Origin of the sequence: Chitinilyticum litopenaei DSM 21440 (genome assembly GCF_000428145.1) — a bacterium.
In the GTDB taxonomy this organism is placed as follows: Bacteria; Pseudomonadota; Gammaproteobacteria; order Burkholderiales; family Chitinibacteraceae; genus Chitinilyticum; species Chitinilyticum litopenaei.
Window position 1 is genome coordinate 1 of the sequence record NZ_ATZJ01000032.1, and the last position, 25035, is coordinate 25035.

Here is a 25035-nt window from a genome sequence, read left to right on the forward strand (position 1 = left end):
TAGTACGAGAGGACCGGAGTGGACTGACCTCTGGTGTACCGGTTGTCACGCCAGTGGCATTGCCGGGTAGCTAAGTCGGGAATAGATAAGCGCTGAAAGCATCTAAGTGCGAAACTAGCCTCAAGATGAGACTTCCCTGGGCCTTTAAGGCCCCTAAAGGATCGTTCGAGACCAGGACGTTGATAGGTCGGGTGTGGAAGCGCAGTAATGCGTTAAGCTAACCGATACTAATAGCCCGTGCGGCTTGATCCTATAACCTGAGACGCGTGAACGACGCGATACAATCAACGTGTGAGGTGAGAAGTGTGAGGGGTGAGGTGTAAGAGCCAAGCCAAAGTCACCTGCCACTGAAACATGACTAACTTCTTCTATCGAATTTGGAGTGCTGTGCTGAGAATGAGCGTGTTGTACACCTCACCCCTCACACCTCACTCCTGACAAGTTAATGTCTGGTGACCTTAGCGAGGTGGTCCCACCCCTTCCCATCCCGAACAGGACGGTGAAACGCCTCAGCGCCGATGATAGTGCAGATTGCCTGTGTGAAAGTAGGACATCGCCAGACTCCCCATGAAAAGCCCCGGTTTCGAAAGAGATCGGGGCTTTTGCTTTATGCGCGCGGGATGCGCGGGGTAGGCTCAGCGAGGGTTTGGCTCATACTTGCTTGGGTAATGCCCTGCCGACCAATACTGTGTTGACTTGCCGCCTGATACTTAAGCTGTGCCCGATAAGTCAGTGTCCGTTCAGCTAATCTGTGTTATTTCTGCACACTCTTTTGAATCAAAGCAGGTAGAAATGATGGCATCGATCAGGCTGCAGGTGATGGGCTTATTGCTGGGTGTGACTGGCGTGGTCATGGCCGCGGGTAGCTGGCGGGAAGGTGTGGTCTACCGGCAAGGCGACCGGGTCTTCTTTGACGGGCGGGAGTATGTTGCCATTCAGGGTCATGAGGCGGTAAAAGGGGCTGGCTGGACACCCGCACAGGCTCCCAGTCTCTGGCAATTGGCCCCGCAACATGCCGCTGCGGGCGGTTCGGCCTGGCGGGAGGGACGACATTACCGCCGCGGCGATCGGGTCAGCTATCGTGGCAAAGTGTATGTCGCCCGCCAGGAGCATGATGCCCAGCCCGGTGCTGGCTGGAATCCCGAGCAGGCTGCCAGTCTGTGGGAGTATGTGCCGGCTGATCGTCCCGGCATCTCGCCAAGACCGGCTTTGGGAAAATAGCACCCCCACTCATTCTGCCGCCGAAGCTGCCCCGCTTGCGTGGAAATGCCTGCGCAGATCGCCGGGTAGTTCCACCCGCGGGTAGTGGGTTTGCAGCGTGCCATACAACCGGCGCGCCTCTGTTTCATCGCCTTTGGCCAGAGCCCGGCGGATGGCTTCAATCAACACTGGGGCCGGTTGGGTGATGTTTTTTGCCGCGTCTGCTTCTGTCGAGGCATTGGGCAAGACCGCATCGGCCTGCACTGCGGGTGCTGCCGCTTTGCGTTCAGCTTTGGCGCCAAGGCGCGGCGCTGGTGCTGCAGGCTCAACAGCCACTTCAGCCGGCGCCTCCTCTGGCAATGCCTGCAAGCCCGTGTCCTGCACTTTCGAAGAATGTCGTTGCGCATCGGCTGCCCGATGAGCAACTGTTGTGTGTGCGTCCTCTGGGCTGCGAGGCTGGGGGGGCTGCGCAGCTGGTGCCTGCGGAGGCCTGGGTACGTCATCGCTGCTGCTCTGCCCAATTGGCTTGACTGCGGGGGCGCTCTGCGCTGCTTCCTGTGCTGCGGGCGGCGTTTGTTCCTCGACAGGCGCTTCGTTTTTCTGGTGCGGTAACGGTCGCTGCACCGCAAGCAGGCCCAGAAAGCCGATGACCAGCACGCTGGCTGCAATGCCCAGCTGCTGGGGATGGATCAGCCACGAGAGCGCTTGCCTGGCGCGATTTAGTCTGTTGCGACGCTTTGATTTTGCTGTAGCAGCCAATGCGGCAGCCAAAATGCGCGCTTCGCTCGCCTTGCCGGGGGCCAGCGCAGGCAGGCTGTGATACAGCGCGGAAATCTCCGGGTCGGCGGGGACATCGCCCTCTTCATGCGTGGTCATGCTGGTTCCCCAGGCAATCGCGCAGTTTGCGCAAGGCATAACGGATGCGGCTCTTGACGGTTTCTGCGGCGCTATCAGTCGAGGCAGCAATCTCTGCCAGACCCAGGCCATGTTCTTCCTTCAGCAGAAAGGCTTCGCGCTGTTCGGGTGGCAACGCGCGCAGGCAGGCCAGGAGTGCCGCCTGCAGCTGCCGATTGCCGCTGACATCCTCGGGCAAAGGGCAATGTGCGGGGAGCTCGGCGGCACAGTCCAGGTCGGTATCCCAGCGATGGCGTGCATTGCGCCTGAACCAGTCCACCAGCCGGCTATGTGCGATGCCAAGCAGGAAGGTGCTGAAGCGCGCCAGTGGCTGATAGTGCTCGCGCTGGCGTATCAGTGTCAGCCAAACCTCCTGAAACACTTCCTCGCCAGCACTGGCATTGCCGGTTTGATGCACCAGAAAGCGCAGCAGGCGTGCGCGATGTCGTTCATACAGCTCGACAAAGGCCTGGTGCCGGTTGTCCCGGCACCAGCTCAGCATCAGGGTTTCATCGCTTGCGCCGGTATTGTGCATGGCCTGACTGTAATGGCTGGGCGTGCGGCCTGCCAGTCTGCTGCGTGCCGAGTCCGTCTAGCTGTGTCATTCCTGTGTGTCGGCGGGGGCGCCGGGCGTCAGGCTGCCGGCCAGTTGCACGAGCTGTACAAATTCGCCGCGATAGCCGAAGGGGTCGGCGCCGCGCGCCGAGCTGGCAATCCGCTGCACCCCTGCATAGTCCATGCCCGGCAGATATTTGCCGCCGCGCAGCAGTTCGCCAAAGCCGGCGACGGCCGTGGCAAAGCGGAATTCCTGGCTGGCCTGGGCAAAGCTTGGTTTCACCTGGTTGCGGGTCAGCGGCACTTCCAGCAGGGTGCTCTGGCTGCCTTCCGGCTGCTTGTAGCGCAGGCGCAGGAAGGCCAGCTCATCGTTGCGGGCCAGGCCCTTGCTCTTGCCCGCCTTCGGTTTGGCGTAGCGTGACGGTTCGAGATAGCCGGCATGACCAGTGAACGTGACCTCGTAAAGCGCGGTGACGGTGTGGCCAGCACCGATTTCGCCCGCGTCGATCTTGTCGTTGCTGAAGTCCTCGCGGCGCAGCATGCGGTTGTCGTAGCCGATCAGCCGGTATTCGCTGACCTGTTCCGGATTGAACTCGACCTGGATCTTCACGTCCTTGGCGACGGTAGCCAGCGTCGAGGTCATTTCCTCGACCAGTACCTTCTGCCCTTCGTTGAGCGTATCGATGTAATGATGATTGCCGTTGCCAATGTCGGCGATCTGTTCCATCAGTGCGTCGTTGTAGTTGCCGGTGCCAAAGCCCAGTGTGGTCAGCGAAATGCCGGCCTCGCGCTCGCGCTCGACCAGTTGCTTGAGCTGGTCGATATTGCTGATGCCAACGTTGAAATCACCATCGGTGGCCAGCAGGATGCGGTTGATGCCGCCAGGAATATAGGCCTGGCGCGCCATCTGGTAGGCGAGCTTGATGCCGGCTTCACCGGCCGTCGAACCGCCGGCGCGCAGCTGGCTAATCGCCATGCGGATGCGCTCACGGTCGCTGGTCGGCTCGAGGATTACACCGGTGCCCGAGGCATAGATCACCAGCGACACGCGGTCCTGCGGGCGCAGGCGATCAACCAGCAACTTCAGCGACGCTTGCAGCAGCGGCAACTTGGCTGGGCTATTCATCGATCCCGATACATCGACCAGAAACACCAGATTGGCCGCCGGCATCGCCGCCGGGCGCACTTCCTGCGCCTTGATGCCGATGCGGATCAGCTGCTTGTCGCGTCCCCACGGCGCCGGGGCGATTTCGGTGCTGACGGTGAAAGGGTGGCTGCTGTTGCTGCGCGGATAATCGTAGGGGAAATAGTTGAGCAGCTCCTCGACGCGCACGGCATCCTGCGGCGGCAGCTGGCCGCTCTTGAGCAGGCGCCGCACATTGGCGTAGCTGGCGGTGTCGACATCGATGCTGAAGGTCGACACCGGCTCCTGGCGTGTATCCTTCACCGGCTGTTCGTTGACCTTGGCATAATTCTCGCGGTTTTCGTCCTGCGGCGGGTAATGATAAACCGGCGCCGGAGCCGGGCGTGCGAGCAGTTCGGCGCTGCGTTTGGCCAGCGGGACGGCGGCGGTGGTGGCGGGGGCCGTGCTGTCCTGCATGCCCTTGAGGCCGGTGGTCACCGTTTTGCTTTCCGCGGCGGTTTGGCGTTCCTGGGCCGGTTGCGGTTTGCCGCGACCTTGCTCCTTAGCGGTATCGGCTTCCATGGGGGGCGCTTCTTTCTTGCTCACCGAGCAGGCGGCGAGCGACAGGACGAGCAGGGCAGACAGGCGGGTAAAGGTGTTCATGATGGGCTCCTTGCGTTGCGGGTGCTGATTAAACGCAGCGTCGGCCGAAAGCGGGTTAAAAGCAGGCAAGAAAATGTACCGAATTGTTTTGCGATGGGTATGTGTCTGTAGCCTTTTTTTGTATTGGTTTGGAGGTTGGTACATGGTGGTGTATATGTGGGCTGATCGAATGAACGGTGAATGGGCAGGGTGCCAATGTTGCGAATGCTGAACATCCTGACCGCCATGCTGGCCGTTTTGCTGATGCTCAATGGCGCGGTCTGGATGGTGCTGGGCAAGGTCAATGCCGGCACCTTGTTGCCGCTGGGACTGGGTGTCGGACTGGCGGCGTGGCTGCTGTTTCGGCGGCGCTGGCAGGGCTGGCTTGCGCAAGCACGCTGGCGGCGCTGGTGCTGGCGTTTGGTTCTTTTGCTGTTCGCCGTCTGGCTGGCGGGACTGCTGGCATTCATGCTGCAGCTGGCCCGGCACGGCGGCAGCGAGCCGGCCACACCGGCTCCCCTGGCCATCGTGGTGCTTGGTTCCGGGCTGGAAGGGCGGGAACCGGCGCCACTGTTGCGCGCCCGCCTTGACCGTGCCAGGCAGCTGGCGCAGCAGCATCCCCACAGCCTGCTGATCGTCTCGGGCGGGCAGGGCTGGAGCGAGGAAATCAGCGAGGCCGAGGCCATGCAGGCTTATCTGCTGCGCCACGGTGTCGCGGCCGCGCGCATCCGCCAGGAGGACCGCAGCACCAGCACCGAGGAAAACCTGCTTTATAGTGCCCGGGTCCTGCAGTCGGCTGGCGTGCTGGTGAGCCAGCAGCCGGTCTGGCTGGTGACCAGCGATTTCCATGTGCTGCGGGCGCAGCGCATCGCGCGCGCGGCAGGCTATGGCGAGGTGGCGGCCATCGGTGCACCCACGCCGCTGCCCGTGCGTTACAACGCTTGGCTGAGGGAATATCTGGCCTGGCTCAGCTCCTGGCTGCTGGGGGAGTTGTGAACGTCTAGGGGGGGCTTGCACAAACGCCATGACTTCGTGTTGTGGCTGGGTATGGGGCTGCAGCCATTTTTGCCAATTGGGTACGGAGATATCCTTGTGTGGGTATGCCGGCAGGCTCGGGCGAGCCGGGTGGTGGGCTTGGGGCAAGCGGCAAAAAAAGTTATGGCCCAGAACCATGTTGTGTCACAGAAACATGAGCAACCACTTCGTCACACCGGCGTCCCACGGAGATTCCCTACGGTCAAAACCGGTATCCAGACTGCATTTTTAACCGGAACCACTGGATTCCGGCCTGCGCCGGAATGGCAAATTCAAGACCACAACAAAGTTCTGGTGCATAGCCAAAAAAAAAACGGGCCGCAAATGCGGCCCGAACAAGTACGTGTCAGGATAAAACAGTGTGTCGTGTTCTTTTCAGTACGCACCTCCAAGAATGCCAACCAGCTGGTCATAGCGACGATACAAGGCGCGTTCCTGGTTCTTGCGGGCGTCGCCGGCAAGCTGGTTGTTCAGGGTCAGACGGAACAGGGCATGAAACAGCTGCAGGTCGGTGACTTCGCGCAGCTGGCGGTTGCTCGAGGGCAGAAATCCCGCCAGCTGATCGGCGTAGTACAGTTTTTCCTGCTCGCGAGTGGCATTGGGGCCCACCTTGCCGTACTGGGCAAAAAAGCTGGTGATCTTCTGGCGTTGTGCGGCAGGCAGGTCGCGGCGCAGCAGCAGCGGATCGTAGGCAAACGGTGTTGATTGCCAGATGACCTGCAGTTTTTCCGCGTCACGCGGGAAGCGTTCCTGCAGCTTGAGCAATTCGTCATTGCTCAGTGCCGCCACGTCAACCCTGCCGTCGGCCAGCGCCCGGAAATTGTCCAGGCTGTTGCCGTATTGCACGGTTTTGAAATGCTGCTCGGCCAGCACATTGCCCTTGGCGAAGGCCAGGTATTGCGGAATGAGGTAGCTGGCGGTATTGCCGCTGTGCCCGCTGGCATAGCGCAGTTTTTTCGGTTGCGCGAGTACGGCATCCAGCGTGGGCAGGGTGCCCTTGCGGCTCAGCAGCAGCGCGCGGTATTCGCTCTTGCCGCCGGTGAGCACAAGGCGGGAAAACACTTCGCCTTTCCCGTGTTCGACCATGTCCAGCGCCGCCTGCGAGCTGGCGCGCGCAATCTGGATTTCGTTGCGGGCAAAGCGCTCGCTCAGTTCCTTTTCATCGCGCGCGGCCAGCAGGCGCACGCGCTGGCCCAGTACGCGGCTCATGTCGTCGGCAATCGGTTGCCAGTCTTCCAGGCCCTGCTCGATGCCGCGCGGCGCCACAAAGCCGAAAACGACGTCGGCCTGCGCCAGGGCAGGCGGCAGGGCTAGCAAAATGGCGGTCAGCAGGCGTAGCATCGGCAAGTCCTCGCAGCAGTTCAGTCGCGGCGAAGCATAGCGGCGCCGTATTACGTGCGCGTGAAAACAATATGCAGTCTTCTGGCCCGTGCGGCCAGAACGGCTGCCCGAACGGAAAAATCACCATGCCCTATATCCACCTGCGCCTCGCAGGCACCCTCAGCCGCGAGCAGAAGCAGCAGATCGTTGATGAATTTACCGCAACCATGGCGCGCGTGGCCGGCAAGCCGCGCGAGTACGTGATTGTGAATATCGAGGAAACCAGGGAGGAAAACTGGGGCTGGGGTGGGGTGTTGCTGGATGAGTTGGAGTGAAAAATGCCCCGGTCAATCGGGGCATTTTTCAGATAAATCTGATAAATCAAGATCTTGGACTGCCATCAGGGTTGGGTGGGTTGCAGGCTCCACCGTTGCGTACATCACCAGTACTGTAAGGGAGTTTCCCCGCATACGTCCAGACTTCTGCTCGCTGGCTTGGTTGATTGCTACTGTCTTTGGGGCAGCCTGCGCTTTTGCCGCAATAATAAACGTGCTCAAAGCCACTGCCAGCGGGTCCTCGTCCGCCATTATTGCCTTCTTCGACAATCCAAGTTCCTTGGGGATATGTAGCTGGGCTATTATCCCATTTACAAATCTGATTGGGTCGGGAAGGGGCCGGCCGATCTGAATCACTAAGACTGGCCGGGTAGTAAATAGTGCTATTAAGCACCACATTTTGCTGCTGGTTTAGCTGGTTCGTCCAGAAAATCCAGACTTGCGTGGGAGTATTTCCCGCATTGGTTCCTGTCCAAGCGTCTACCGTTCCACCAAATTTGACCTCGACATTAAACGTATTGGTCTTGCCAATAACAGAGCCCTTGTAGGTTGAGCTGTTGATGGTAATGCCCGCAAGATCGATATTCGCTAATGCTGGGTCGTTATCCAGTGGCGATTTACTGTATAAGCGTTGGCGAATCGCATCCATGATGCTTTCAGCAATTTTTTTGGCATCATTGCGCTCTGCCGCATTGTTGATTCCCTGGCTGCTGACCGCGCTATAGCGAGCTAAAGCGACCGCTACAATGCTCAAAATGAGCACTGTTACCAGAATTTCAATAAGGCTGAAGCCCTGCATTTTTTTCATTATTGGCGCCCTCATTAAAAGTCAATCCAAGAGCCGTTGTTGCTACCACTGCTATTGGGAAGCTCTGGGTTGAAGTTGATGCCATTTTTATAGACGATAGTGAGTGCGCCAAATGCAGCATGATTCGTCGCATCTGCAGTGCCCGATGTTGCGTCACTTTTGTCGTTGCTTCCTGGTGTGTTGGTGCTTGCTGCACCAGTTGCGCTATCCCAAACGCCTTCAACGGCAAGCATCCCATCAACAATGTAAATAGCCCCATTCTGTAAAACATTGTTTGTATAGAAAAAACCGCCAGACATGACATTAACGGAGCCGTTGACATTGCCCTGATGGATGTAAATGGCGTTGGCAGGCCCGTTAACGATATTGCAGCTATTCAGGTCACCGTTGATAACGATGATCGGGCTTTTTCCAGTGGCGACAGGGCGTACCGTTGGGAGGGCTGCGATGTTAAGGTTACCAGTGCAGCTATTGGCGACTTTATTGGCCAAGGCAACCACATCAGCTTTTACCGAGCCGCCAAAAAAACGCTGGAACATGTCAGTTTGCAGCGATGAGTCTGCGCTTGGCGGACAGCCTGGGGTGCCAGAGGCAAAGCCGCCGGGTTGGCCGGCACAGCGGTATTTATGATCAGCAGAAGCGATTTTGTTGAATGACTCGCCATATGTGACCGCGCATTCTGGCAAATTTGTAAGTGCAGTGGCGGTTACATCCAGCGTCGCATTAGCATCAGCATATTTTCCAAGGGTAATCGCACTGCCGCCAGCCGAAAACTTGCCAGCAATTTTCATGCTGCGCCGCGCCACTGCCTTGGTTGTTGCATCTTTGCAGATGTCATGACCGGTTTGCGTGTTGCCGGCGCAGCCTTCTGCAGTGATGTGCAGATAGCTGCCGTCGATTCGTCCCTTGACGCGCCATGCCAACTTGGGGTCGATTGACGTAGAGGTCGGAACCTCTGCGGGCTTCGCAAGAAGAGTTACTGCACCCGTATAGTATTTACCGGCATCAAAACTGGTTTTGCTTGCCGAGTAGGTTCCCGTGAATTCATAAGGAAAGATGCTGGTGTTGGGGACGCAAGCAGCTGCGCCGCCAGATGGGGCCGCTTTGGCCAGAATGGTTCCCGCTGCTGCACCTCCATCCATGGCGACTATGTCCAGTTCTACTCTGCGAACGAAGTTGGTCAAGCCGGTTTCCGCCGCCTGTTGCGCCATGGCATGCTGGTAGGCGCTCACCGAATTGGCCTGAAAAGCCTGGCCGCTGCGATTGGCATAAATGACCGCAACGCTTGCGATCATGGCAATCATGAGAGTCACAGCCAAAGCGGCAATGCCTTGCTGGCGATGGAGAGAGTGCTGTCGTAGTGGCGACATGGTATTTGCTCGGTGCTTATTGAATATAGGGGCGATTGCGCAACTCGATGGTGCGCTTGGCTATGCGGCATTTGCTGTCTATGTCATCCAGGTCTGCGGCATCCTGAGCCTGGCTGATATCATTGCAAAGGCGAATGTCGACGCTCTTGTCAATCGGGGACTTGGTATACAGTTCGGCCGATTCGGCGTACCAGCCGGAGCCATCGCGGGCAAAAGACGACTTGACGTTAATTTTGAACGATGCAAGCCTGATGGTTTCAGCATTGTTTACTGGTGACCAGCGGGCTTTTTCTGCGATGGTGCTGTAATTACAATCAGCCACTGCAACATTCTCTGCAGCAGTTAGAAATTGCACCTGCCGCGTGGCTCTATCGAAACGAATACCGCGAATTTCTTCCTTGACCAGGCTACCATCGCCAGGTGGAAGGTCGGGTATGGGGGTGGTGAATATGTCTTCACCACTGGCATCGTAGCGGTCGTAACGGAAAATCACGCATTCACGATTAGTGGCATCGCTGCCTCCGAAGAGCCAGATTTTGCGAAACAGCGGGGCTTTCGGGTCTTCTGCGTTCTTGTTATATCCTGCACGCATCAGTTCATTGCTTAAGCTCCCGAGCATGTTTTCAGAGCTGTTTTGCTGGTTGCCCAATTTGATACTGGATTTGCTAGCGTTGATATTGCTGAAGCCGATTGACGCGGCGGTAAGCAATAAAATTGAAGCAATGGCTGTGGCAACAAGGAGTTCGATAATGGTAAGGCCGCTTTGTTTTATCATGGCGTTAGCATTGCTTGAAGTCGGAGAAAATGGGTTTACCTGTGGGGGTGCACAGCAGAGTATGGCCAGTCTGTGATAGTTTGACAACGAGTTGATATTTTCCGTCTTTTGTTTGGAGTGTTGCCTGCTGGTCGCCGGAGCCACCCAGTGGTTTGAAGAACGTATCGATTGGATTGAAGAACGGATTGCTGGTGTCAGATGTGCCCGTTGAAGTTATCCCTGTGTCTAGGCTAAGCAATTCAGTGTTGGAATGATTTTGGGAGTATGCAATCTTCAGGTCGCATGGCTGGTTAGGTTTTTTTGCATCCAGATCACTGCTTGTTTCGCGGCATGCTGGATCGCTACTAGCCAATATGAACCAACTTGTGGCGTCTGTGCGGGTGGCAATTAAGAAAATACGCTTTTGCTGGCGCTGAGATTCGTTTTTTGCGGTTTGAATTACTGTTGCAAATTCTGTTGCTGCGCCAGCTAGTTGAGTTCTGCGCAGCCATTCGGTGAAGTTGGGGATTGCAATAGCTAAAACAATTCCAAGTATTGTAACGACGATCATTAGCTCGATTAGTGTGAAACCCTCAGTTCTTTTCATAAATTGAATCTACCTTTACCAGCATTTACCAACTGAGGCGCCGCCGCCTGATTTTGTCGAGCTGCGGGCTGCGTTGCCATTGGTTACGGTGAGGACAAGAGCGCCACAATCGGTGTCGCCCGATTGTTTTCCACGTGCTGTGGCGGTCACGATATAACCTGTGCCACTGTTGCCACTTAGGGTCATGCAGTAGTAATTTTCGTCGCTGAGAATCCCTGTTGCAGCACCTACAGTACAAGTACCTCCTCCAGCAATCGAGAGATCGGTGAAGCTGCTCGTGTAGCTAGTGTTATTTGCCCGCCACCGCTCTTGGGCTTGCTGTACTGCCGAGACGGCCGCTTGCGCATCGGTGCGGCGGCTTTTCTTCAGATACTCACTAAACGCCGGGATGGCGATGGCAGCGAGGATGCCGATGATGGCGACCACGATCATCAGCTCGATCAGGGTAAAACCGCGGGAGTGGCTGAGTGTTTTCATGTATTGTCTTGTGTGCTTAATTTTGCAGTAAGAGGATTCTAGGAGCCTGTAGGACAGCAGGCAATAGCTGGTCTCATCCTTGTTGGTCAAAAAAGACCAGCGCTGACAGGCGGTGTTTTTTGGGGTCTGAGTGGTGTGCAGGGTGGACATGGTGCTGCTCCTGAAATTGATACATGCAGACGGCGGACGCGGGGGTGTGGCTTTGTGGCTTGCGTCGGGTTTAACTCATGGCGGCGTGGGCAAGCCCTTGATCGGCGGCTATAATCGTCGGCCATTCTGTCATCTTAGTCGATTCCTCATCCAGCCATGCGTACCAGCCAGCTCTACCTCTCCACCCTGAAAGAAGCGCCCTCCGAGGCCGAACTCCTGTCGCACAAACTGATGCTGCGTGCCGGGCTGATCAAGAAGCTGGGCTCGGGTTTGTATACCTGGATGCCGCTGGGCCTGCGTGTGCTGCGCAAGGTCGAGGCGGTGGTGCGCGAGGAAATGAACAAGGCCGGTGCGCAGGAGCTGCTGATGCCGGCGGTGCAGCCGGCCGAGCTGTGGCAGGAAACCGGCCGCTGGGCGGTATTCGGCCCGCAGATGCTGAAGATCAAGGACCGTCACGAGCGCGATTTCTGCTTCGGCCCGACGCACGAGGAAGTCATCACCGATATCGCGCGCAGCGAATTGCGCAGCTACAAGCAGTTGCCGGTGAATTTCTACCAGATCCAGACCAAATTCCGCGACGAGATCCGCCCGCGTTTCGGCGTGATGCGCGCGCGTGAATTCGTGATGAAGGACGCGTATTCCTTCCACGCGAATTTCGAGTCGCTGCAGGCCACGTATGACGTGATGTACAAGACGTACTCCAGCGTGTTTACGCGTCTGGGCCTGAAATTCCGTGCCGTCGCGGCCGATACCGGTGCGATTGGCGGCTCCGGTTCGCACGAGTTCCATGTGCTGGCCGATGCCGGCGAAGACCTGCTCGCTTACTGCCCGGATTCCGAATACGCCGCCAACGTCGAGCTGGCCGAGGCATTGGCGCCAGCCACTCCGCGTGCGGCAGCAACGGAGGCCATGCGTGATGTTGATACGCCGAAGCAGACACTGTGCGAAGACGTCGCCAGGCTGCTGGGCGTGGGTATCAAAAAAACAGTGAAGGCTTGCGCGCTGATGACCGTGGACGGGCAGTTCGTGCTGGCGCTCTTGCGGGGCGACCACAACCTGAACGAAGTGAAGGTCAGCAAGCTCGATGGTCTGGGCGACTTCCGCTTTGCCACGGATGAAGAAATCCGCGCGCACCTCAACTGCCCGCCGGGGTTCATCGGCCCGGTCGGCGTAGCCGCGAATGTGAAGGTGATTGCTGATCGTACCGTGGCCGCGATGAGCGATTTTGTCTGCGGTGCCAACAAGCCGAAATTCCACCTGGCTGGGGTAAACTTTGGCCGCGACCTGCCGGAGCCGGCCGTGGTGGCCGACATCCGCAACGTGGTGGCCGGCGATCCGTCGCCGGATGGCAAGGGCACGCTGGAATTGTGTCGAGGGATTGAAGTTGGTCACATCTTCCAGCTGCGCAGCAAGTATTCCGAAGCGATGAACTGCGTGTTCGTCAATGAAAACAACCAGCAGCAGGTCATGGAAATGGGCTGCTACGGCATTGGCGTGTCGCGTATTGTCGGCGCGGCCATCGAGCAGAATTACGACGAGCGCGGCATCATCTGGACCAAGGGCATTGCGCCCTTTGCCGTGGCCATCGTGGGCGTCGGCTATCACAAGAGCGAGGCCGTCAAGGCCGCCGCCGATCAGCTGTATGCCGAATTGCAGGCGGCCGGTATCGATGTCCTGCTGGATGATCGTAATGAGCGTCCCGGCGTGATGTTCGCCGACATGGAGCTGATCGGCATTCCGCATCGCGTTACCATCGGCGACAAGGGGCTGGCCGATGGCGTGGTCGAGTATGTCGCACGCGTCGGCGGCGATGTGCAGAAGATTGCCCTGACAGAAGTGGCCGCATTTGTGAAGACCGTCGTGGCATAAGCGCTGGATGGGCAGGGGCTTCCAGCGATCCTGCCCGTCCTGGATGACACACTGGGCCGAAATCCAGAAGAGGCAAGGGAGTGTTTGCAGTCTGCATGCCGGCCTGTGCCCGCATGACAAACTGGATGCGAACGCTTCCCTTGTGCCGGGTATATCGTTGTGGGTTAGATGAAATGAAGGCCGTAGCTCGATACCTGTTGGTATTTGCCTGTGCGCTGGCGGTGTCGCCGCTGGTGCAGGCTGGCGCGCAGCGCGAGGAAACGCTGGCCGACAATGTGCGCACCGCGCTGCAGCGCTCGATTGCCGACCGCATGGAGCCGAAGCTGGTTTTCGACAATCCGGCGCTGGCCGAGCAGTGGGTGGCGGAAATGACCGTGCGTCTGGGGCGGCTGCCGCGCTTCAAGGACGATACCGACGGCTTCGTGCGGCGCCGGCTGCTTACCGCCATTCATTACGAGGCCACGCGTGCCGGTCTTGATCCGCAGCTGGTGCTGGGGCTTATCCATGTCGAGAGCGGCTTCAACCGTTATGCCATCAGCGTGGTGGGCGCGCGCGGACTGATGCAGGTGATGCCCTTCTGGCAGCGCAGCATCGGCAGCCCCGAACAGAACCTGTTCGATGTGAACACCAATCTGCGCTATGGCTGCACCATCCTGCGGCATTATCTGGATATCGAAAAGGGTGACCTGTTCCGGGCGCTGGGCCGCTATAACGGCAGCCTGGGCAAGGCCGAGTATCCCAATCTTGTCTATGCGGCCTGGAAGCGCCATTTCGACTGGTCGCCGCCGCCCGGCAATCTGGCGCAGCGCTGATAAAAAAGCCCTTGGGTATCAAGCTCAAGGGCTTTTTCTTGATGGCTTGCAGGGCGATACGGCGCTACCTATCCCAGCTCTGCGCCCTGACGAATGCGAATGTGGCCACTGCTCATTTGCATCTTGTCCTGTTCGATCCAGGCGTTGATCTGCTTGTTCACGCTTTCGCGACTGGCGCCGACCAGATTGGCGAGCTCCTGCTGGGTGAACTTGAGATCGATGGCAATCCAGCCATCCGCTGCGCTGCCACTGTGTTCGGCCAGCGTGCGCAGGCATTTGCCGAGCCGTTGCGGCAGCGGCAGGAACAGCGTGTCCTGCACCAGTTCGTCGGCGGTGCGCAGGCGCTGACACAGTGCAGCAATCACCTGGCGCATGACCATGGGGTGATTTTCCAGATAATCGAGCACCACCTCGCGGCGGAGTACCAGCAGTTCACAGGGTTCCAGGGTTTCGATGCTGGCCGTGCGCGGGCCGCCATCGAGCATGGCGACCTCGCCGAATACATCGCCAGCCTCCAGCAGGCTCAGTGTGATTTCGCGGCCATCGTCGTGGCGGCGCAAGACGCGCAGGCGGCCACGCACCAGTGCGTACATTTCGTGGCCGATGCTGTCCTGTTCGAGAATCGTCTGGCGGGCGCCGATCTGGCGCGGTTCGGCATGGCTGGCAAGGCGCGACAGTTCGTCGCTGCTCAGGTCGCAGAAGAGCGCGCTGCCGGAAAGGAGTCGTGCTTTATCCATGGCGGGGTGGAAAAGGGCTGGTGGCAAGCGGGCATTGTGCCCCAGCCCCCCGGTGATGGAAAGGCATTCCGCTGGCATGCCGGCCGAGGCGTCCCGCAGGACGCAGCGCACCGCCCGTCAGGCGAAGGTGGCCACCACCGGCGTGTGATCGGATGGCCGCTCGTGCCGGCGCGGTTCGACATCGATCACGCAGGCGGTGCAGCGCTCGGCCAGCGCCGGTGTTGCGAGGATGTGGTCAATGCGCAGACCGGCGTTTTTCTTGAAGGAAAATCCCCGGTAGTCCCACCAGCTGAAGGCCTTTTCCGGCTGTTCGAAGCGCCGGAAGACATCGCAGAAGCCCAGCTCGATCAGGCGCTGGAAGGCCGCACGCTCTGGCGGTGACACCAGTAGCGGATCGGTCCACTTCGCGTGCACGTCGCGGTCTTCCGGAGCGATGTTGTAGTCGCCCAGCAGGGCCAGTTGCGGGAAGCGCTCCCGTTCCTGCGCCAGCCAGTTGCCCAGCGCATCCAGCCAGGCGAGCTTGTACTGGTATTTGTCCGAATCCAGCGCCTGTCCGTTCGGAATATAGGCGCAGACGAGCCGCACGCCATCCAGCGTGGCGCTGAGCACGCGTTTTTGCTCATCGGCAAAGCCGGGAATATTGATGATGACCTCGTCCAGCGCGCCACGCGCGATGATGGCCACACCGTTGTAGGTTTTCTGGCCGGCGAAGGCGACCTGGTAACCGGCCGCCTCGATCTCGGCCTGCGGAAACACCGGGTCGTCCATCTTGGTTTCCTGCAGGCACAAGGCGCTGATGCCCGGATTGGCGGCCAGCCAGTCCAGCACTTGCGGCAGGCGGATTTTCAGGGAGTTGACATTCCAGGTGGCGAGTTGCATCCGGCTTCCTTGCGTGCATGCGGGCAAAGGCCGGATTGTACGGAATGCGCGCTGGTCTAGCGATAGCCGGCGGAACTCAGGGCCGCGCTCCAGATCAGCGGGTCCCAGTTCTGCACGACGTTACCACCGATTTGCAGCACTGGTGGCCGGCTTTGCATGCTGCCGGTGACGGCAAAGAATTCGATGGTCAGTTTTTCGGAGCTGGTGATGTTCTTCACGTCGTAAATCACCTTGCGCCGATCCAGAAGCGCCAGCGCTTCTTCGCAGGGCTGGCCGCAGCCTGGAGCGATCCATAGCGTGACCTTGCCGGTGGTGCTGGGGGCGCTGGCGTTTTGCGGCCGGCTCGCCGTTTCGACGATGTTGTCGCGAATCTTGCGCTGGCGCACGGTGTCGACCGGCGGTGGCTTGTCGGTGTAATGCACCTGGCCGTTGGCGTCGCGCCACTGATAAACCGCGGCGGTGGCTGGCAGGGGCAGGCAGGCGATGGCGAGCAGTGCGGCGGGCAGGAAAGGCTGGCGCATGGCGGGCTTGAGGCTGTGAGATCAATTCTTAATCTACAGCGCCGGCCCATTTCTGCAAGATGGCTGCGATGACGTAAAAATTGCTGGTTTTGTCAGTTTTTGCCGTGCGCGATCGTGGTGCGCACCACCACAAGGCGCTCATCAATGCTGAGCCACAGCTGCCAGTCGTCGCGCGCGGCCGTGCACAGCGGCAGGGCGGTACGCGCAGACCATTGCTGGCCGTCGCTTGCCAGCAGGCGATAGCGGTTTGGTCCCATGTCCATGCCCTCCATACGCCAGGAGGCGCTCACCGTCCGCGCCGTGCCGCGCAACCGCAACTCGAAGGGCTGGCCAGGCTGTGGCTGCTCAGCCGTTTTCAGATGAAAGGCGCGGCCGGCCAGCTCGAAGGTGCAGCCAGCCTGCAACTGCGGGCAGTCGAGGCTGTGGGCGATGGCGCCCTGCGGTTCGGCCAGCTGGCGCAGGCGGTCGGCGTTCAGCCATGCCACACCCAGCAGGATGCAGGCAGCGATAAAGAGAAGGGCTGGCAGCGGCCGTGGCATCAGTCTGCCCAGCCGGCGCGCAGCGTGGCGATGCCTTGTGCGCCGTGCGCGAGCGCCGTGGGCAGCGCATCCGTCGTCATGCCGCCCAGCGCGTAGACCGGCAGCGACCAGCCGGGAGCCATGCAGGCGGCAAAGCCTTCCCAGCCCAGCGGGGCCTCGCCCGGATGGCTCGCCGTTGCCGCTACATGGCCCAGCAGCGCGTAATCCAGTCCGAGCGCCTGTGCGGCGGCGAGCTCGCTGGTGTTGTGTGTCGACGCGCCCACCCAGTCCAGCCCGCGCGGGCGCTCGGTCAGCGTCAGCAATTGCGCTGCGGGCAGATGCACGCCAGCGGCGCCCAGCTCCTGCGCCAGCTCGATCTCGCGATGCAGCAGCACCCGGCACTGCGTTGGGCGTGCCAGCGCCAGCACCTCGCTGGCCAGCGCCCGGTAATCGGCACTGGCGAGTTGCGGTTCGCGCAGGATCAGCCAGCGCAGGCCGGCAGCCTGGCGGCGCTGCAGCGCCGGCAGAAAGGCATCGCCCAGTTCTGCCGCGTTCGAGATCACCAGATGATCCGGCATGGCCAGGCCGCGCAGCAGGGGGCCGTTGGCGGGCAGGATGGGTGACACCGTCAGCGCGCCGGCCGACTGCCAGGCGAACTGCTGGCCTTCCTGCGGTTGCGGCATGCCTTCCCAGCCGGTAACGCGGAAAAAGTGCAGCTCGACATGCGCGTGTGGGTAAACGAAGCGCTGCACCAGCCAGGGCGTGGCGGCAGTCACGGTAATGCCCATTTCCTCGTGCAGCTCGCGGCAGAGTGCGTCATGCGGCGTTTCACCGTCTTCCAGCTTGCCGCCGGGAAACTCCCAGTAACCGGCGTAGGCCTTGCCGGCCGGGCGGCTGGCCAGCAGGAACTGGCCGTCACGCAGCAGGATGCCGGCGGCAACGCGGGTAATGCGGGGATGCAGGGGCTGGGTCATGGCAGTGGGCGGGCACGCAACAAAAGCGCGATTGTAGCGCATGCCTGCTTGCAGTTCGCCGATCCGGCCCTATCTGGCGGTAACAGGGTCCTGGAAGCCTCGTCTCCCGCCAGCCCGCGCTGGCGCCAGAAATACCGCGGTTTCAGCGTGACCTGATCCGGTTGGCCGGAGCGGCGGCCCAGAATCGTACCGCTCACATTCACGGGATCACCATGCTGTCATTTCTGAAACGCACTCTGGGTTTGGGCGCCAGCCCCGCACGGCCCGCCCTGCAGCTGGACGACGCGCTCTGGCAGCACGCCAGCAGCGCGCCGCTGTTTCGCGGCCTGAATCAGGACGAGCTGGCACGCTTGCGCCGGATTGCCGACCACTTTCTGGCCAGCAAGGTGATTACCCCGCTTGATGGCCTGCAGCCCGATGCGGCAGGGCTGGCGCGGCTGGCCGCGCAGGCGGCCTTGCCGATTCTCAATCTGGGGCAGGACGCCTACGACGACTGGCGCGAAGTCGTGCTCTACCCGGGCCAGTTTCGTGGTCCCATGCGCTATGCCGACCCCATCGGCGTCGTGCACGAGTACGAGGAAACCTACGCCGGCATGGCGCATCAGGGCGGCGCGCTGGTGCTGTCCTGGCAGGATGCGCAGCACGCGGTCGAGCTGGACGCCTGGAATGTGGTGATTCACGAACTGGCGCACAAGCTCGACATGCGCAGCGGCTATCCGAATGGCAATCCGCCGCTGCATGCCGGCATGGATGCCCGGCGCTGGCAGCAGGTGTTCAGTCAGGCCTATGGCCATCTGCAGCAGCGCGCCGATTTGGGGCATTACACCAGCATCGACCCGTATGCCGCCGAGACGCCGGCCGAGTGCTTTGCCGTGTTCAGCGAATATTTCTTCGAGTGGCCGCACACGCTCAAGCGTGAATACCCGGCGGTGTACGAGCAGCTGCAGCTGTTCTACCGGCAGGATCCGGCTGCGCGCCTGCCCGATATCCGCTATCGTGCGCTGCCTGACGATGCGCAGAAGACGGAGAACATGCTGTGGTGGTAGCCGGTTTGTTGCAGGAGGGCGCCAGTGCCGAAGCGCTGGCGCTGGCCGCGCGTTTTGCCCTGCCGCTGTGGCCGGACTGGCCGGAGGACGCGCCCTGTGCGCTGGTCTGGCAGGACGGCAGGCTGAACCTGCACCAGCGCGGTGAAAAAGGCGTGGTCTGCGTCGATTTTGCCGGTGGTGCGGCGGCGCACCGCCGCAAGTTCGGTGGCGGCGCCGGCCAGCCGGTGGCGCGCGCCGTCGGCGTGAAGGGCGAGCAGCGCCCGGCTGTGCTGGATGTGACCGCCGGGCAGGGGCGGGATGCCTTTGTGCTCGCCAGCCTGGGCTGCACGGTGACGCTCGTCGAGCGCCATCCGGTTGCCGCCGCGCTGCTGGCCGATGGTCTGGCGCGTGCGGCGGCGTGCGATGACGCGGCGGTGCAGGCGATTGCTGCACGCATGACGCTGCAGCATGCCGATGCGCTGGGTTTTCTGCTGCAGGCGCAGGCAGCGGGGCAAAAGTGGGATGTGGTCTTTGTCGACCCGATGTTTCCCGAGCCGGACAGGCGCGCCCGCGCCAAGAAAGAAATGGCCGCCTTCCAGACGCTGATCGGCGGCGATGCGGATGCCGATGCCCTGCTGGCGCCGGCCAGGGCAGTGGCCGGCAAGCGGGTCGTGGTCAAGCGCCCCAAACTCGCGCCGTTTCTGGCGGGCGTGAAACCGAATTTCCAGTTTCCCGGCGAGAGCACGCGGTTCGATGGCTACCTGCCCGCCTGAATAATCAAGGGTATTGCTCTGCTACCATTCAGGGTAAATGGCTGCAGGCCAATACCCTATTTGTTTCTGGCGTCGCTCAGCGTCAGCTCGCCCTTGCGTTCGAAGGGCAGGCCACCCGGCACCAGCGGCAGGTAGAGCGTGCCGGCCGTGCGGTACTGCAGCGGCGTGCGGCTGGCCAGCAGCTTGTTCAGGGTTTTCAGCGCGCTGCCCAGATTGGTGGTGACCCTGACCTTCACTTCGGTATCGGCCAGGCCCCTGAGGCTGACCTTTTCATTGCTGAGCCCTTCGGCAAAGGGCTGGCCGTTGATCTCCAGCTGTGCCTTGAGGCCTTCCATTGGCAGCGCGAAGCTGTTGGGATTGCTGATGCGCAGGCGCAATTCGAAGCGCTGCTCGAACAAGCCCAGCTCTTCAAGACTGAGGCCGGCGATATTGACCTGCGGCTTTTGCAGCGGGCCGGTGGTGGTCGAGCAGGCGCCGAGCAGGAAGGCGCTCAGCACAACAAGCAGCGTGCGCAGGGTGTTCAGCATGCGGTTTCTCCATGGGCGGTTGCCGGGCGCCCATGGTCCGGATGATCGGGCGTGGCGGCGCCGCGCAGCAGGTGCTCGGCGATCTCGCCCTCGATGGGCAGGGCCCCGCGCTGCTGCGGGTGCAGCACGGCAAAGGTGATTTCGGCGCTGACAACGACCTTGTTGTTGTCGGCGCGGCGGATGGTTTGGGCAATGCGCCCGCTGCGGCGCTCCAGCCCGGCCAGCCGGGTTTCGATGCGCAGCACGTCGCCCATGCCGGCGGGGCGCAGGTAATCGATGGCGATGCGGCTCACCACCAGCAGATAGCCGTGCGCCATGAACCAGGGCAGGCTGCCGGCATCATCGAGGAAATTCCAGCGCGCTTCTTCAAGGAACTCCAGATAGCGCGCATTGTTGACATGACCGTAGAGATCGAGATGAAAGCCGTGCACTTTCAGCGTGGAGACATGACTCATGAGCCGGGCAGCCGGGAAGGGTGAAAAGGCGGAAGGATTCTAGCAGGACGCCATGCGTGCAGGCCGGCTTTTCCGTCCTCGGCTCTGGCCATGGTCTGGCGCGTAATGCGCTTATGGTGTTGATTTTTAATGGCAAACGTCTGCATTTTTGCCGCCGTCGCGAGCCGCATCCATCTCCGCGCGACATTTTAACGGCAGCTTGGCTTTGAAATTCCGCCGGGTGTTGGACATAATCGCGCGCATGCTCAGCAAATTCGACGGCCGGCATGGACTGGCATAACCCGCGGCACTGGCAGCACCATGTGCACCTCGAGTGGCGGCACGCGCGCAAGTTTCGCGCCTGGCTGCTGGGATTCCTGGGCGTGCTGCTGCTGGTCGGCATCGTTCCCTATTTCCTCTCCTTTGATTCCCTCAAGCAGTTCCTGGCCGCCTCGGTGAGCGCCGACACGGGCCGCACGCTGCGCATCGACGGCCGCGCGCGCGCCGTGCTGCTGCCGCGCCCGGCCATCCTGCTCGAACAGGTATCGCTGAGCGAGCCGGGCCAGCCCGAGCAATCATTTGCGCTGGCCGATGCGCTGACGGCAAGACTGGAGCTCTGGTCGCTGCTGCGCGGGCGACCCAAACTGCGCGAGCTGGAAATCAAGCGGCCCGAGTTGCGCGTGGTGCGCCGTGACGATGGCAGCTTCAATTTCGACGATCTGCTGCGCGTGGAGGGCTCGGGCATCCGCGTGGCCCTGACGGCCGTGCACTTTGACGATGCGCGCCTGCGTTTTGATGACCAGTTCCTCGGCCAGTCGCTGCGCTCCAGCGCGCTGGATGTCAGCCTGGAAAACCTGTCCGACCCGAAAAACGGCCAGCTCAGCGCGAGCGGCGTCGTGCAGTTCGGCCCGGACGAAAAAACCCGCTACTGGCAGGGCGAGCTGAACGCGATGGCCGCCATGCGCTACGCCGAAAAGGAGCGCCGGCTGCGCATCGCCGAGCTGCAGCTCACCATCGATCAGCTGGGCGACAGCGCGCCGCAGCTGCAGCTCAGCAAGGGCAGCATCAAGGCCATCGGCAATCTCGATTTCAGCTGGAATCCGCTGCGCTTTGTCGGCGGCCAGCTCAAGCTCAGCGCCACGGGCCTGCGCGCCGGACAGCGCTGGCAATCCGAGCTCGACATTCCGGAAATCCGCTTTGCCGATGGCATGCTGGCGCTGCACCGCCTCAAGCTCGGGGTAACGATGAAAAGCCCGTCCGGGCAGCTGGCCACCTCGCTGGAGGTGCCGACGCTGGCGGGAACGCGCCAGGGCGTGCTGCGCACCGATTCCGCGCGCATCCAGGTCGAGCTGACCAGCCCGCGCCAGCAGCTGGCGCTCAATTTTTCCAGCCCGCTGGAAGTGCATCGCGGCTCGCTGTTCCGTCTGCCGCAATACCGCCTGCAGGGCAATTACAGCAATCGCGCGCTGCCGCGCGGCGCCATCCAGCTGGCGCTGGAAGGCAGCGGCAGCCTGGATTTGCGCAATGAAACGCTGAGCTTTGACAACAACGGCGTACTCGACAATTCGCCGCTGCGCGCCAGCATTGCCATCGAGAACTTCGTCAATCCCAGTTATCAGGTTGATTTCGATCTGGCCAAGCTGGATCTGACCCCCTATCTGCCGGTGGTGAGCGAGGGCGCGCGGGACGTCAATCCCGACCAGCCCTTTGACCTGTGGTGGCTGGAGCGGCTGAACGCCTCGGGGCAGGTGCGCATCGGCGAGCTGGTGCTGCAGAAAATGCACATCAACGAGCTGGCCTTCCGGCTGGCCGCGCAGGATCGCAAGCTGGTGCTCGACCCCCTGTCGGCGCGGCTGTATGACGGGCAGCTGTCCGGGCGCTTCGAGCTCGACGGCAGCAAGCCGGAGGCGCGCGTGCGGCTGCAGCAGCGGCTCAGCAAGATGAACATCAACAGCCTGCTGGTCGATGTGCTCGATACCGATCGCTTCGAAGGTTTTGGTTCGGTGATTCTTGATGTGGCGGCCGTGGGCGATCGCATGAGTGATTTCCGGCGTACCGCTGGCGGCAGCGTGCGTCTGGCCCTGTCCAAAGGGGCGATCCGCGGTCTCGACTTTGCCGCGCTCTTGCGCGTGGTGAACCAGCAGATCAAGGTGCTCAATGGCGAGGAAATCAAGCTGGGCGACATCAATGCCCGCACGCCATTTACCGAATTGCAGGCCGATTTCTCGCTGCGGCACGGCGTGGCCACCAACAACGACCTGGCGCTGGATGCCGGCGTGCTGGCCCTGCAGGGACGCGGCGTCGTCGATTTCGCTGCCGGGACGATGGATTACAGCATCCTCGCCCGCGCCAATCCCAGGGTTCCCGAGCTGGCCGGCCTGCAGGGGCTGAACGTGCCGGTGCACGTGCGCGGCCCGCTGGAAAAGCCGCTGTACGAGGTCGATTACGCCAGCCTGCGCGAGCAGATCGAGACGCGGCAGGCCAGCCAGCCCAAGGTCCAGCCCCGCGCCGTTGCCCCCGCCCGCCGATGAGCACCGCAATTCCCTTCGCCCGGCGGCTGCTGGGCTGGCACGCCACGCACGGCCGCCACGACCTGCCCTGGCAGGTGAGCGACCCCTACCGCGTGTGGCTGTCGGAAATCATGCTGCAGCAGACGCAGGTGATTACCGTCATTCCCTATTACCAGCGCTTTCTGGAGCGTTTCCCCGACATCGCCAGCCTGGCCGCCGCGCCGGTAGACGACGTGCTGGCGCTGTGGAGCGGCCTTGGTTACTACACGCGCGCGCGCAATCTGCACAAGGCCGCGCAGGTCGTCATGGATAAGCATGGCGGCGTGTTTCCGCGCAGCCCAGCTGAAATCAGCGCTCTGCCCGGTATTGGCGCCTCGACGGCCGCCGCGATTGCCGCTTTCAGCTTCAACACCCGCGCCGCGATTCTGGATGGCAACGTCAAGCGCGTGCTGGCGCGCTGGGCCGGCATCGAGGGGATGGTGGCGCAGAAGGCGGTCGAGAAACAGTTGTGGGCGCTGGCGGATTCGCTGTTGCCCGATAGTCCCGACATGCCGGCCTATACGCAGGCGCAGATGGATCTGGGCGCTACCGTGTGCACGCCGAAAAAGCCGGCCTGCCTCGCCTGCCCGCTGCAGGATGATTGCGTGGCCAGGCGCGACGGCCGGCAACTGGAACTGCCGACCCCAAAGCCGAAGAAAACCATCCCCGCCAGGGCCACCGTCATGCTGCTGATTCGCGATGGTGCTGGCCGCATCCTCTTGCAGCAGCGCCCGCCCACCGGCATCTGGGGCGGGCTGTGGTGCCTGCCGGAAGCGCCAAGCACGCTGGCTGCCGAAGCCGTGGCGCGCAAGCAGCTGGGCTGCGAAATCGAACTGGATGAAACCGGCGAGGATTTCGTCCACGTGTTCAGCCACTACCGCCTGACCATCACCCCGCAATACGCGACCCTGCTGCGCGAAATCCCGCAGGCGCGCGAAAGCGGGCTGCAGTGGTTTGCGGTCAGCGACGCGCTGGCCGCCGGCATCCCCAAGCCCTTGCGCAGTTTGCTTGAGGCTTGAAGTGATCCGGGTGATCGTACTGCGGATGCTCTGAGCAGCACGCGGCCGCAGGCTGCGGCCAGTGGCAAGGCCTGTGTGATGACCCCGCTGGAGCTGCGTCCCGTTTCGCTGCCATGGTTGCGCCGCCATGACGTAATGCGGGATGGTTTGATGCGAGATGGCTTGCAAGGGGGGTATGCCCCTGTAGCCATTTTGGTTATTTGCCTTGGTGGAAATAGGTATCTGTGTATGCGCTCAGGCGCTGGCCGAGAAGCTGGCCTGCACGCTGATCGTCAGCCCGCCGCTGGCGTCATAGCCGGCGCTGGCGACGCTGGCCATGCCGCTGCCGGCCAGCGCGGTCTCGCTGTCCTTGATCGTCTGCTCCATGTCGGCAATGGCCGCGCGTGCATCGCGCTCGTCCCTGTCTGACGTTTCGGCCTGTTTCTTGCGGATTTCCTGCGCCAGCAAGGCCTTGATTTTCTGGGCCAGCTCGCGTGCCTCGTCCAGAAAGGCTTGATCTTCACCACTCAGTCCGCCGTTGCGCTGTGCCTGGCCACCCGTTGCCAGCGGGGCATCCGCTGGCTGGCCGGCATCCTCGCCAGCCTTGTCGGTACCGCCTGCCGGGCTGGTGCCGGCAGTCTGGGCGGCCGAGGTAACCAGGCTCGCTGAATCTGCGGTTTCGCTGGCCTGCTGGCCGCTTTGCGCGCTGTTGGCCGGTGCGGCCTGCGCGCCGACCATGCTTTGGGCTGCACCCTGCGGCGTGCCCGACTGTGCGGCTGGCGAGCCGGCAGCACCGCCATACTGGCTCACCAGCGCTTTCAACTCCCTGGCCAGTTGTGCCACGAGCCGGGGATTGCCCTTGCCGATGCCGGCAAATTTCAGCAGGTTGTCCAGCTGCGCCTTCAGTTGGGCCATGCGCGCCTTTGCCGCATCCTTGCGACTGCGAGCTGTCTCCTCATTCATCCGGTTCAGGCTGTCGAACAGGCCGCTGCCGCCAGCTGGACGAGGTGTCGCCCCGGCTGGCGGCTGTTCGGCGTCTTGTGGGTTGTTGTCTGCCTTGCGCAACACGTCTGGCCAGTGCGGCGCAGAGCGGAACGGCAAAATGGTGGTCATCGCTAGTTCTGATGTGTTGTTGACGATATGCTGACT

The 25035-nt window shown here is 61.5% G+C and carries 26 protein-coding genes and 2 rRNA genes; 11 read left to right on the top strand and 17 right to left on the bottom strand.

Going from position 1 to position 25035, the window contains the following annotated elements; all coding sequences use genetic code 11:
* The 3 genes from C515_RS0112060 to C515_RS0112070 all read left to right on the top strand — a co-directional run.
* Nucleotides 1–252 (top strand): 23S ribosomal RNA (locus C515_RS0112060); the annotation flags it as partial.
* A gap of 196 nt (nucleotides 253–448) precedes the next feature.
* Nucleotides 449–562, top strand: a 5S ribosomal RNA gene (gene rrf, locus C515_RS0112065).
* Between the two features lie 230 nt (nucleotides 563–792).
* Nucleotides 793–1221: a carbohydrate-binding protein gene (locus C515_RS0112070; RefSeq protein WP_028455747.1), complete on the top strand. Its 429-nt coding sequence runs from the start codon at nucleotides 793–795 to the stop codon at nucleotides 1219–1221.
* A 9-nt stretch (nucleotides 1222–1230) separates the two neighbouring features.
* Here C515_RS0112070 and C515_RS0112075 read toward each other — a convergent pair whose 3' ends face one another.
* From C515_RS0112075 to C515_RS20810, 3 genes are all read right to left on the bottom strand, one after another.
* Nucleotides 1231–2076 (bottom strand): hypothetical protein, encoded by an 846-nt coding sequence (locus C515_RS0112075; RefSeq protein WP_028455748.1) that lies wholly within the window; start codon nucleotides 2074–2076, stop codon nucleotides 1231–1233.
* Nucleotides 2063–2629, bottom strand: coding sequence for a sigma-70 family RNA polymerase sigma factor (locus tag C515_RS0112080; protein WP_028455749.1), 567 nt, complete (start codon nucleotides 2627–2629; stop codon nucleotides 2063–2065). The genes C515_RS0112075 and C515_RS0112080 overlap by 14 nt, the downstream gene beginning before the upstream one ends.
* Nucleotides 2630–2695: 66 nt before the next feature.
* Nucleotides 2696–4435 carry a vWA domain-containing protein gene (locus C515_RS20810; RefSeq protein WP_043649312.1) on the bottom strand — a complete coding sequence of 580 codons (1740 nt, stop codon included), beginning with the start codon at nucleotides 4433–4435 and terminating at the stop codon, nucleotides 2696–2698.
* A gap of 195 nt (nucleotides 4436–4630) precedes the next feature.
* On the opposite strand from C515_RS20810, the gene C515_RS0112090 reads away from it, so the two are divergent.
* A complete protein-coding gene (locus C515_RS0112090) occupies nucleotides 4631–5410 on the top strand; it encodes a YdcF family protein (RefSeq protein ID WP_043649314.1) in 780 nt (259 codons plus the stop codon).
* A gap of 414 nt (nucleotides 5411–5824) precedes the next feature.
* Here the strand turns inward: C515_RS0112090 and C515_RS0112095 are convergent, their stop codons facing one another.
* Entirely contained in the window at nucleotides 5825–6790 is a 966-nt protein-coding gene (locus tag C515_RS0112095; protein ID WP_028455751.1) for a PhnD/SsuA/transferrin family substrate-binding protein, read from the bottom strand.
* Between the two features lie 125 nt (nucleotides 6791–6915).
* Here C515_RS0112095 and C515_RS0112100 point away from each other — a divergent pair, with 125 nt between their 5' ends.
* Nucleotides 6916–7104 carry a tautomerase family protein gene (locus C515_RS0112100; RefSeq protein WP_028455752.1) on the top strand — a complete coding sequence of 63 codons (189 nt, stop codon included), beginning with the start codon at nucleotides 6916–6918 and terminating at the stop codon, nucleotides 7102–7104.
* Nucleotides 7105–7150: 46 nt separating this feature from the next.
* Here the strand turns inward: C515_RS0112100 and C515_RS23120 are convergent, their stop codons facing one another.
* The 5 genes from C515_RS23120 to C515_RS24805 form a co-directional block, all read right to left on the bottom strand.
* Entirely contained in the window at nucleotides 7151–7912 is a 762-nt protein-coding gene (locus C515_RS23120; protein WP_158380816.1) for a type IV pilus modification PilV family protein, read from the bottom strand.
* Between the two features lie 14 nt (nucleotides 7913–7926).
* On the bottom strand, nucleotides 7927–9216 hold the full coding sequence (locus C515_RS0112110; RefSeq protein WP_043649317.1) for a hypothetical protein: 1290 nt from the start codon (nucleotides 9214–9216) through the stop codon (nucleotides 7927–7929).
* A gap of 82 nt (nucleotides 9217–9298) precedes the next feature.
* Nucleotides 9299–10057: a PilW family protein gene (locus C515_RS0112115; protein WP_028455755.1), complete on the bottom strand. Its 759-nt coding sequence runs from the start codon at nucleotides 10055–10057 to the stop codon at nucleotides 9299–9301.
* Nucleotides 10058–10061: 4 nt separating this feature from the next.
* Nucleotides 10062–10643: a prepilin-type N-terminal cleavage/methylation domain-containing protein gene (locus C515_RS23125; protein ID WP_081686927.1), complete on the bottom strand. Its 582-nt coding sequence runs from the start codon at nucleotides 10641–10643 to the stop codon at nucleotides 10062–10064.
* Nucleotides 10644–10658: 15 nt separating this feature from the next.
* The gene (locus C515_RS24805; RefSeq protein WP_028455756.1) at nucleotides 10659–11120 is read right to left on the bottom strand and encodes a type IV pilin protein; all 462 of its coding nucleotides are present in this window, start codon (nucleotides 11118–11120) and stop codon (nucleotides 10659–10661) included.
* 306 nt (nucleotides 11121–11426) lie between these two features.
* Here C515_RS24805 and C515_RS0112125 point away from each other — a divergent pair, with 306 nt between their 5' ends.
* Nucleotides 11427–13139, top strand: a complete 1713-nt coding sequence (locus C515_RS0112125) for a proline--tRNA ligase (RefSeq protein WP_028455757.1) — start codon at nucleotides 11427–11429, stop codon at nucleotides 13137–13139.
* Between the two features lie 173 nt (nucleotides 13140–13312).
* A complete protein-coding gene (locus C515_RS0112130) occupies nucleotides 13313–13951 on the top strand; it encodes a lytic transglycosylase domain-containing protein (protein WP_028455758.1) in 639 nt (212 codons plus the stop codon).
* 68 nt (nucleotides 13952–14019) lie between these two features.
* Here C515_RS0112130 and C515_RS0112135 read toward each other — a convergent pair whose 3' ends face one another.
* The 5 genes from C515_RS0112135 to C515_RS0112155 all read right to left on the bottom strand — a co-directional run bounded on the left by C515_RS0112135 (nucleotide 14020) and on the right by C515_RS0112155 (nucleotide 17580).
* A complete protein-coding gene (locus tag C515_RS0112135; RefSeq protein WP_028455759.1) occupies nucleotides 14020–14688 on the bottom strand; it encodes a Crp/Fnr family transcriptional regulator in 669 nt (222 codons plus the stop codon).
* A gap of 117 nt (nucleotides 14689–14805) precedes the next feature.
* Nucleotides 14806–15567, bottom strand: coding sequence for an exodeoxyribonuclease III (gene xth, locus C515_RS0112140; protein WP_028455760.1), 762 nt, complete (start codon nucleotides 15565–15567; stop codon nucleotides 14806–14808).
* A gap of 56 nt (nucleotides 15568–15623) precedes the next feature.
* A complete protein-coding gene (locus tag C515_RS22580; protein WP_051304887.1) occupies nucleotides 15624–16088 on the bottom strand; it encodes a glutaredoxin family protein in 465 nt (154 codons plus the stop codon).
* 92 nt (nucleotides 16089–16180) lie between these two features.
* Nucleotides 16181–16627 (bottom strand): hypothetical protein, encoded by a 447-nt coding sequence (locus C515_RS22585; protein WP_051304888.1) that lies wholly within the window; start codon nucleotides 16625–16627, stop codon nucleotides 16181–16183.
* A complete protein-coding gene (locus C515_RS0112155; RefSeq protein ID WP_043649330.1) occupies nucleotides 16627–17580 on the bottom strand; it encodes a Nudix family hydrolase in 954 nt (317 codons plus the stop codon). Before C515_RS0112155 ends, C515_RS22585 begins: the two co-directional genes overlap by 1 nt.
* 212 nt (nucleotides 17581–17792) lie before the next feature.
* Here C515_RS0112155 and C515_RS20825 point away from each other — a divergent pair, with 212 nt between their 5' ends.
* On the top strand, nucleotides 17793–18626 hold the full coding sequence (locus C515_RS20825; RefSeq protein WP_051304889.1) for a M90 family metallopeptidase: 834 nt from the start codon (nucleotides 17793–17795) through the stop codon (nucleotides 18624–18626).
* On the top strand, nucleotides 18620–19378 hold the full coding sequence (locus tag C515_RS0112165) for a class I SAM-dependent methyltransferase (protein ID WP_043649347.1): 759 nt from the start codon (nucleotides 18620–18622) through the stop codon (nucleotides 19376–19378). Before C515_RS20825 ends, C515_RS0112165 begins: the two co-directional genes overlap by 7 nt.
* 56 nt (nucleotides 19379–19434) lie before the next feature.
* On the opposite strand, the gene C515_RS22590 is transcribed toward C515_RS0112165, so the two are convergent.
* Nucleotides 19435–19905: an LEA/WHy family protein gene (locus C515_RS22590; RefSeq protein WP_051304890.1), complete on the bottom strand. Its 471-nt coding sequence runs from the start codon at nucleotides 19903–19905 to the stop codon at nucleotides 19435–19437.
* Nucleotides 19899–20360, bottom strand: coding sequence for an acyl-CoA thioesterase (locus C515_RS20835; protein WP_081686929.1), 462 nt, complete (start codon nucleotides 20358–20360; stop codon nucleotides 19899–19901). The genes C515_RS22590 and C515_RS20835 overlap by 7 nt, the downstream gene beginning before the upstream one ends.
* A gap of 266 nt (nucleotides 20361–20626) precedes the next feature.
* Here C515_RS20835 and C515_RS0112180 point away from each other — a divergent pair, with 266 nt between their 5' ends.
* Together C515_RS0112180 and mutY are read left to right on the top strand one after the other, a co-directional pair.
* Nucleotides 20627–22870, top strand: a complete 2244-nt coding sequence (locus tag C515_RS0112180; protein WP_028455763.1) for an AsmA family protein — start codon at nucleotides 20627–20629, stop codon at nucleotides 22868–22870.
* Nucleotides 22867–23907: an A/G-specific adenine glycosylase gene (gene mutY / locus C515_RS0112185; RefSeq protein ID WP_028455764.1), complete on the top strand. Its 1041-nt coding sequence runs from the start codon at nucleotides 22867–22869 to the stop codon at nucleotides 23905–23907. Before C515_RS0112180 ends, mutY begins: the two co-directional genes overlap by 4 nt.
* 234 nt (nucleotides 23908–24141) lie before the next feature.
* On the opposite strand, the gene C515_RS0112190 is transcribed toward mutY, so the two are convergent.
* Nucleotides 24142–24999 (bottom strand): hypothetical protein, encoded by an 858-nt coding sequence (locus tag C515_RS0112190; protein WP_028455765.1) that lies wholly within the window; start codon nucleotides 24997–24999, stop codon nucleotides 24142–24144.
* Nucleotides 25000–25035: the final 36 nt, after the last annotated feature.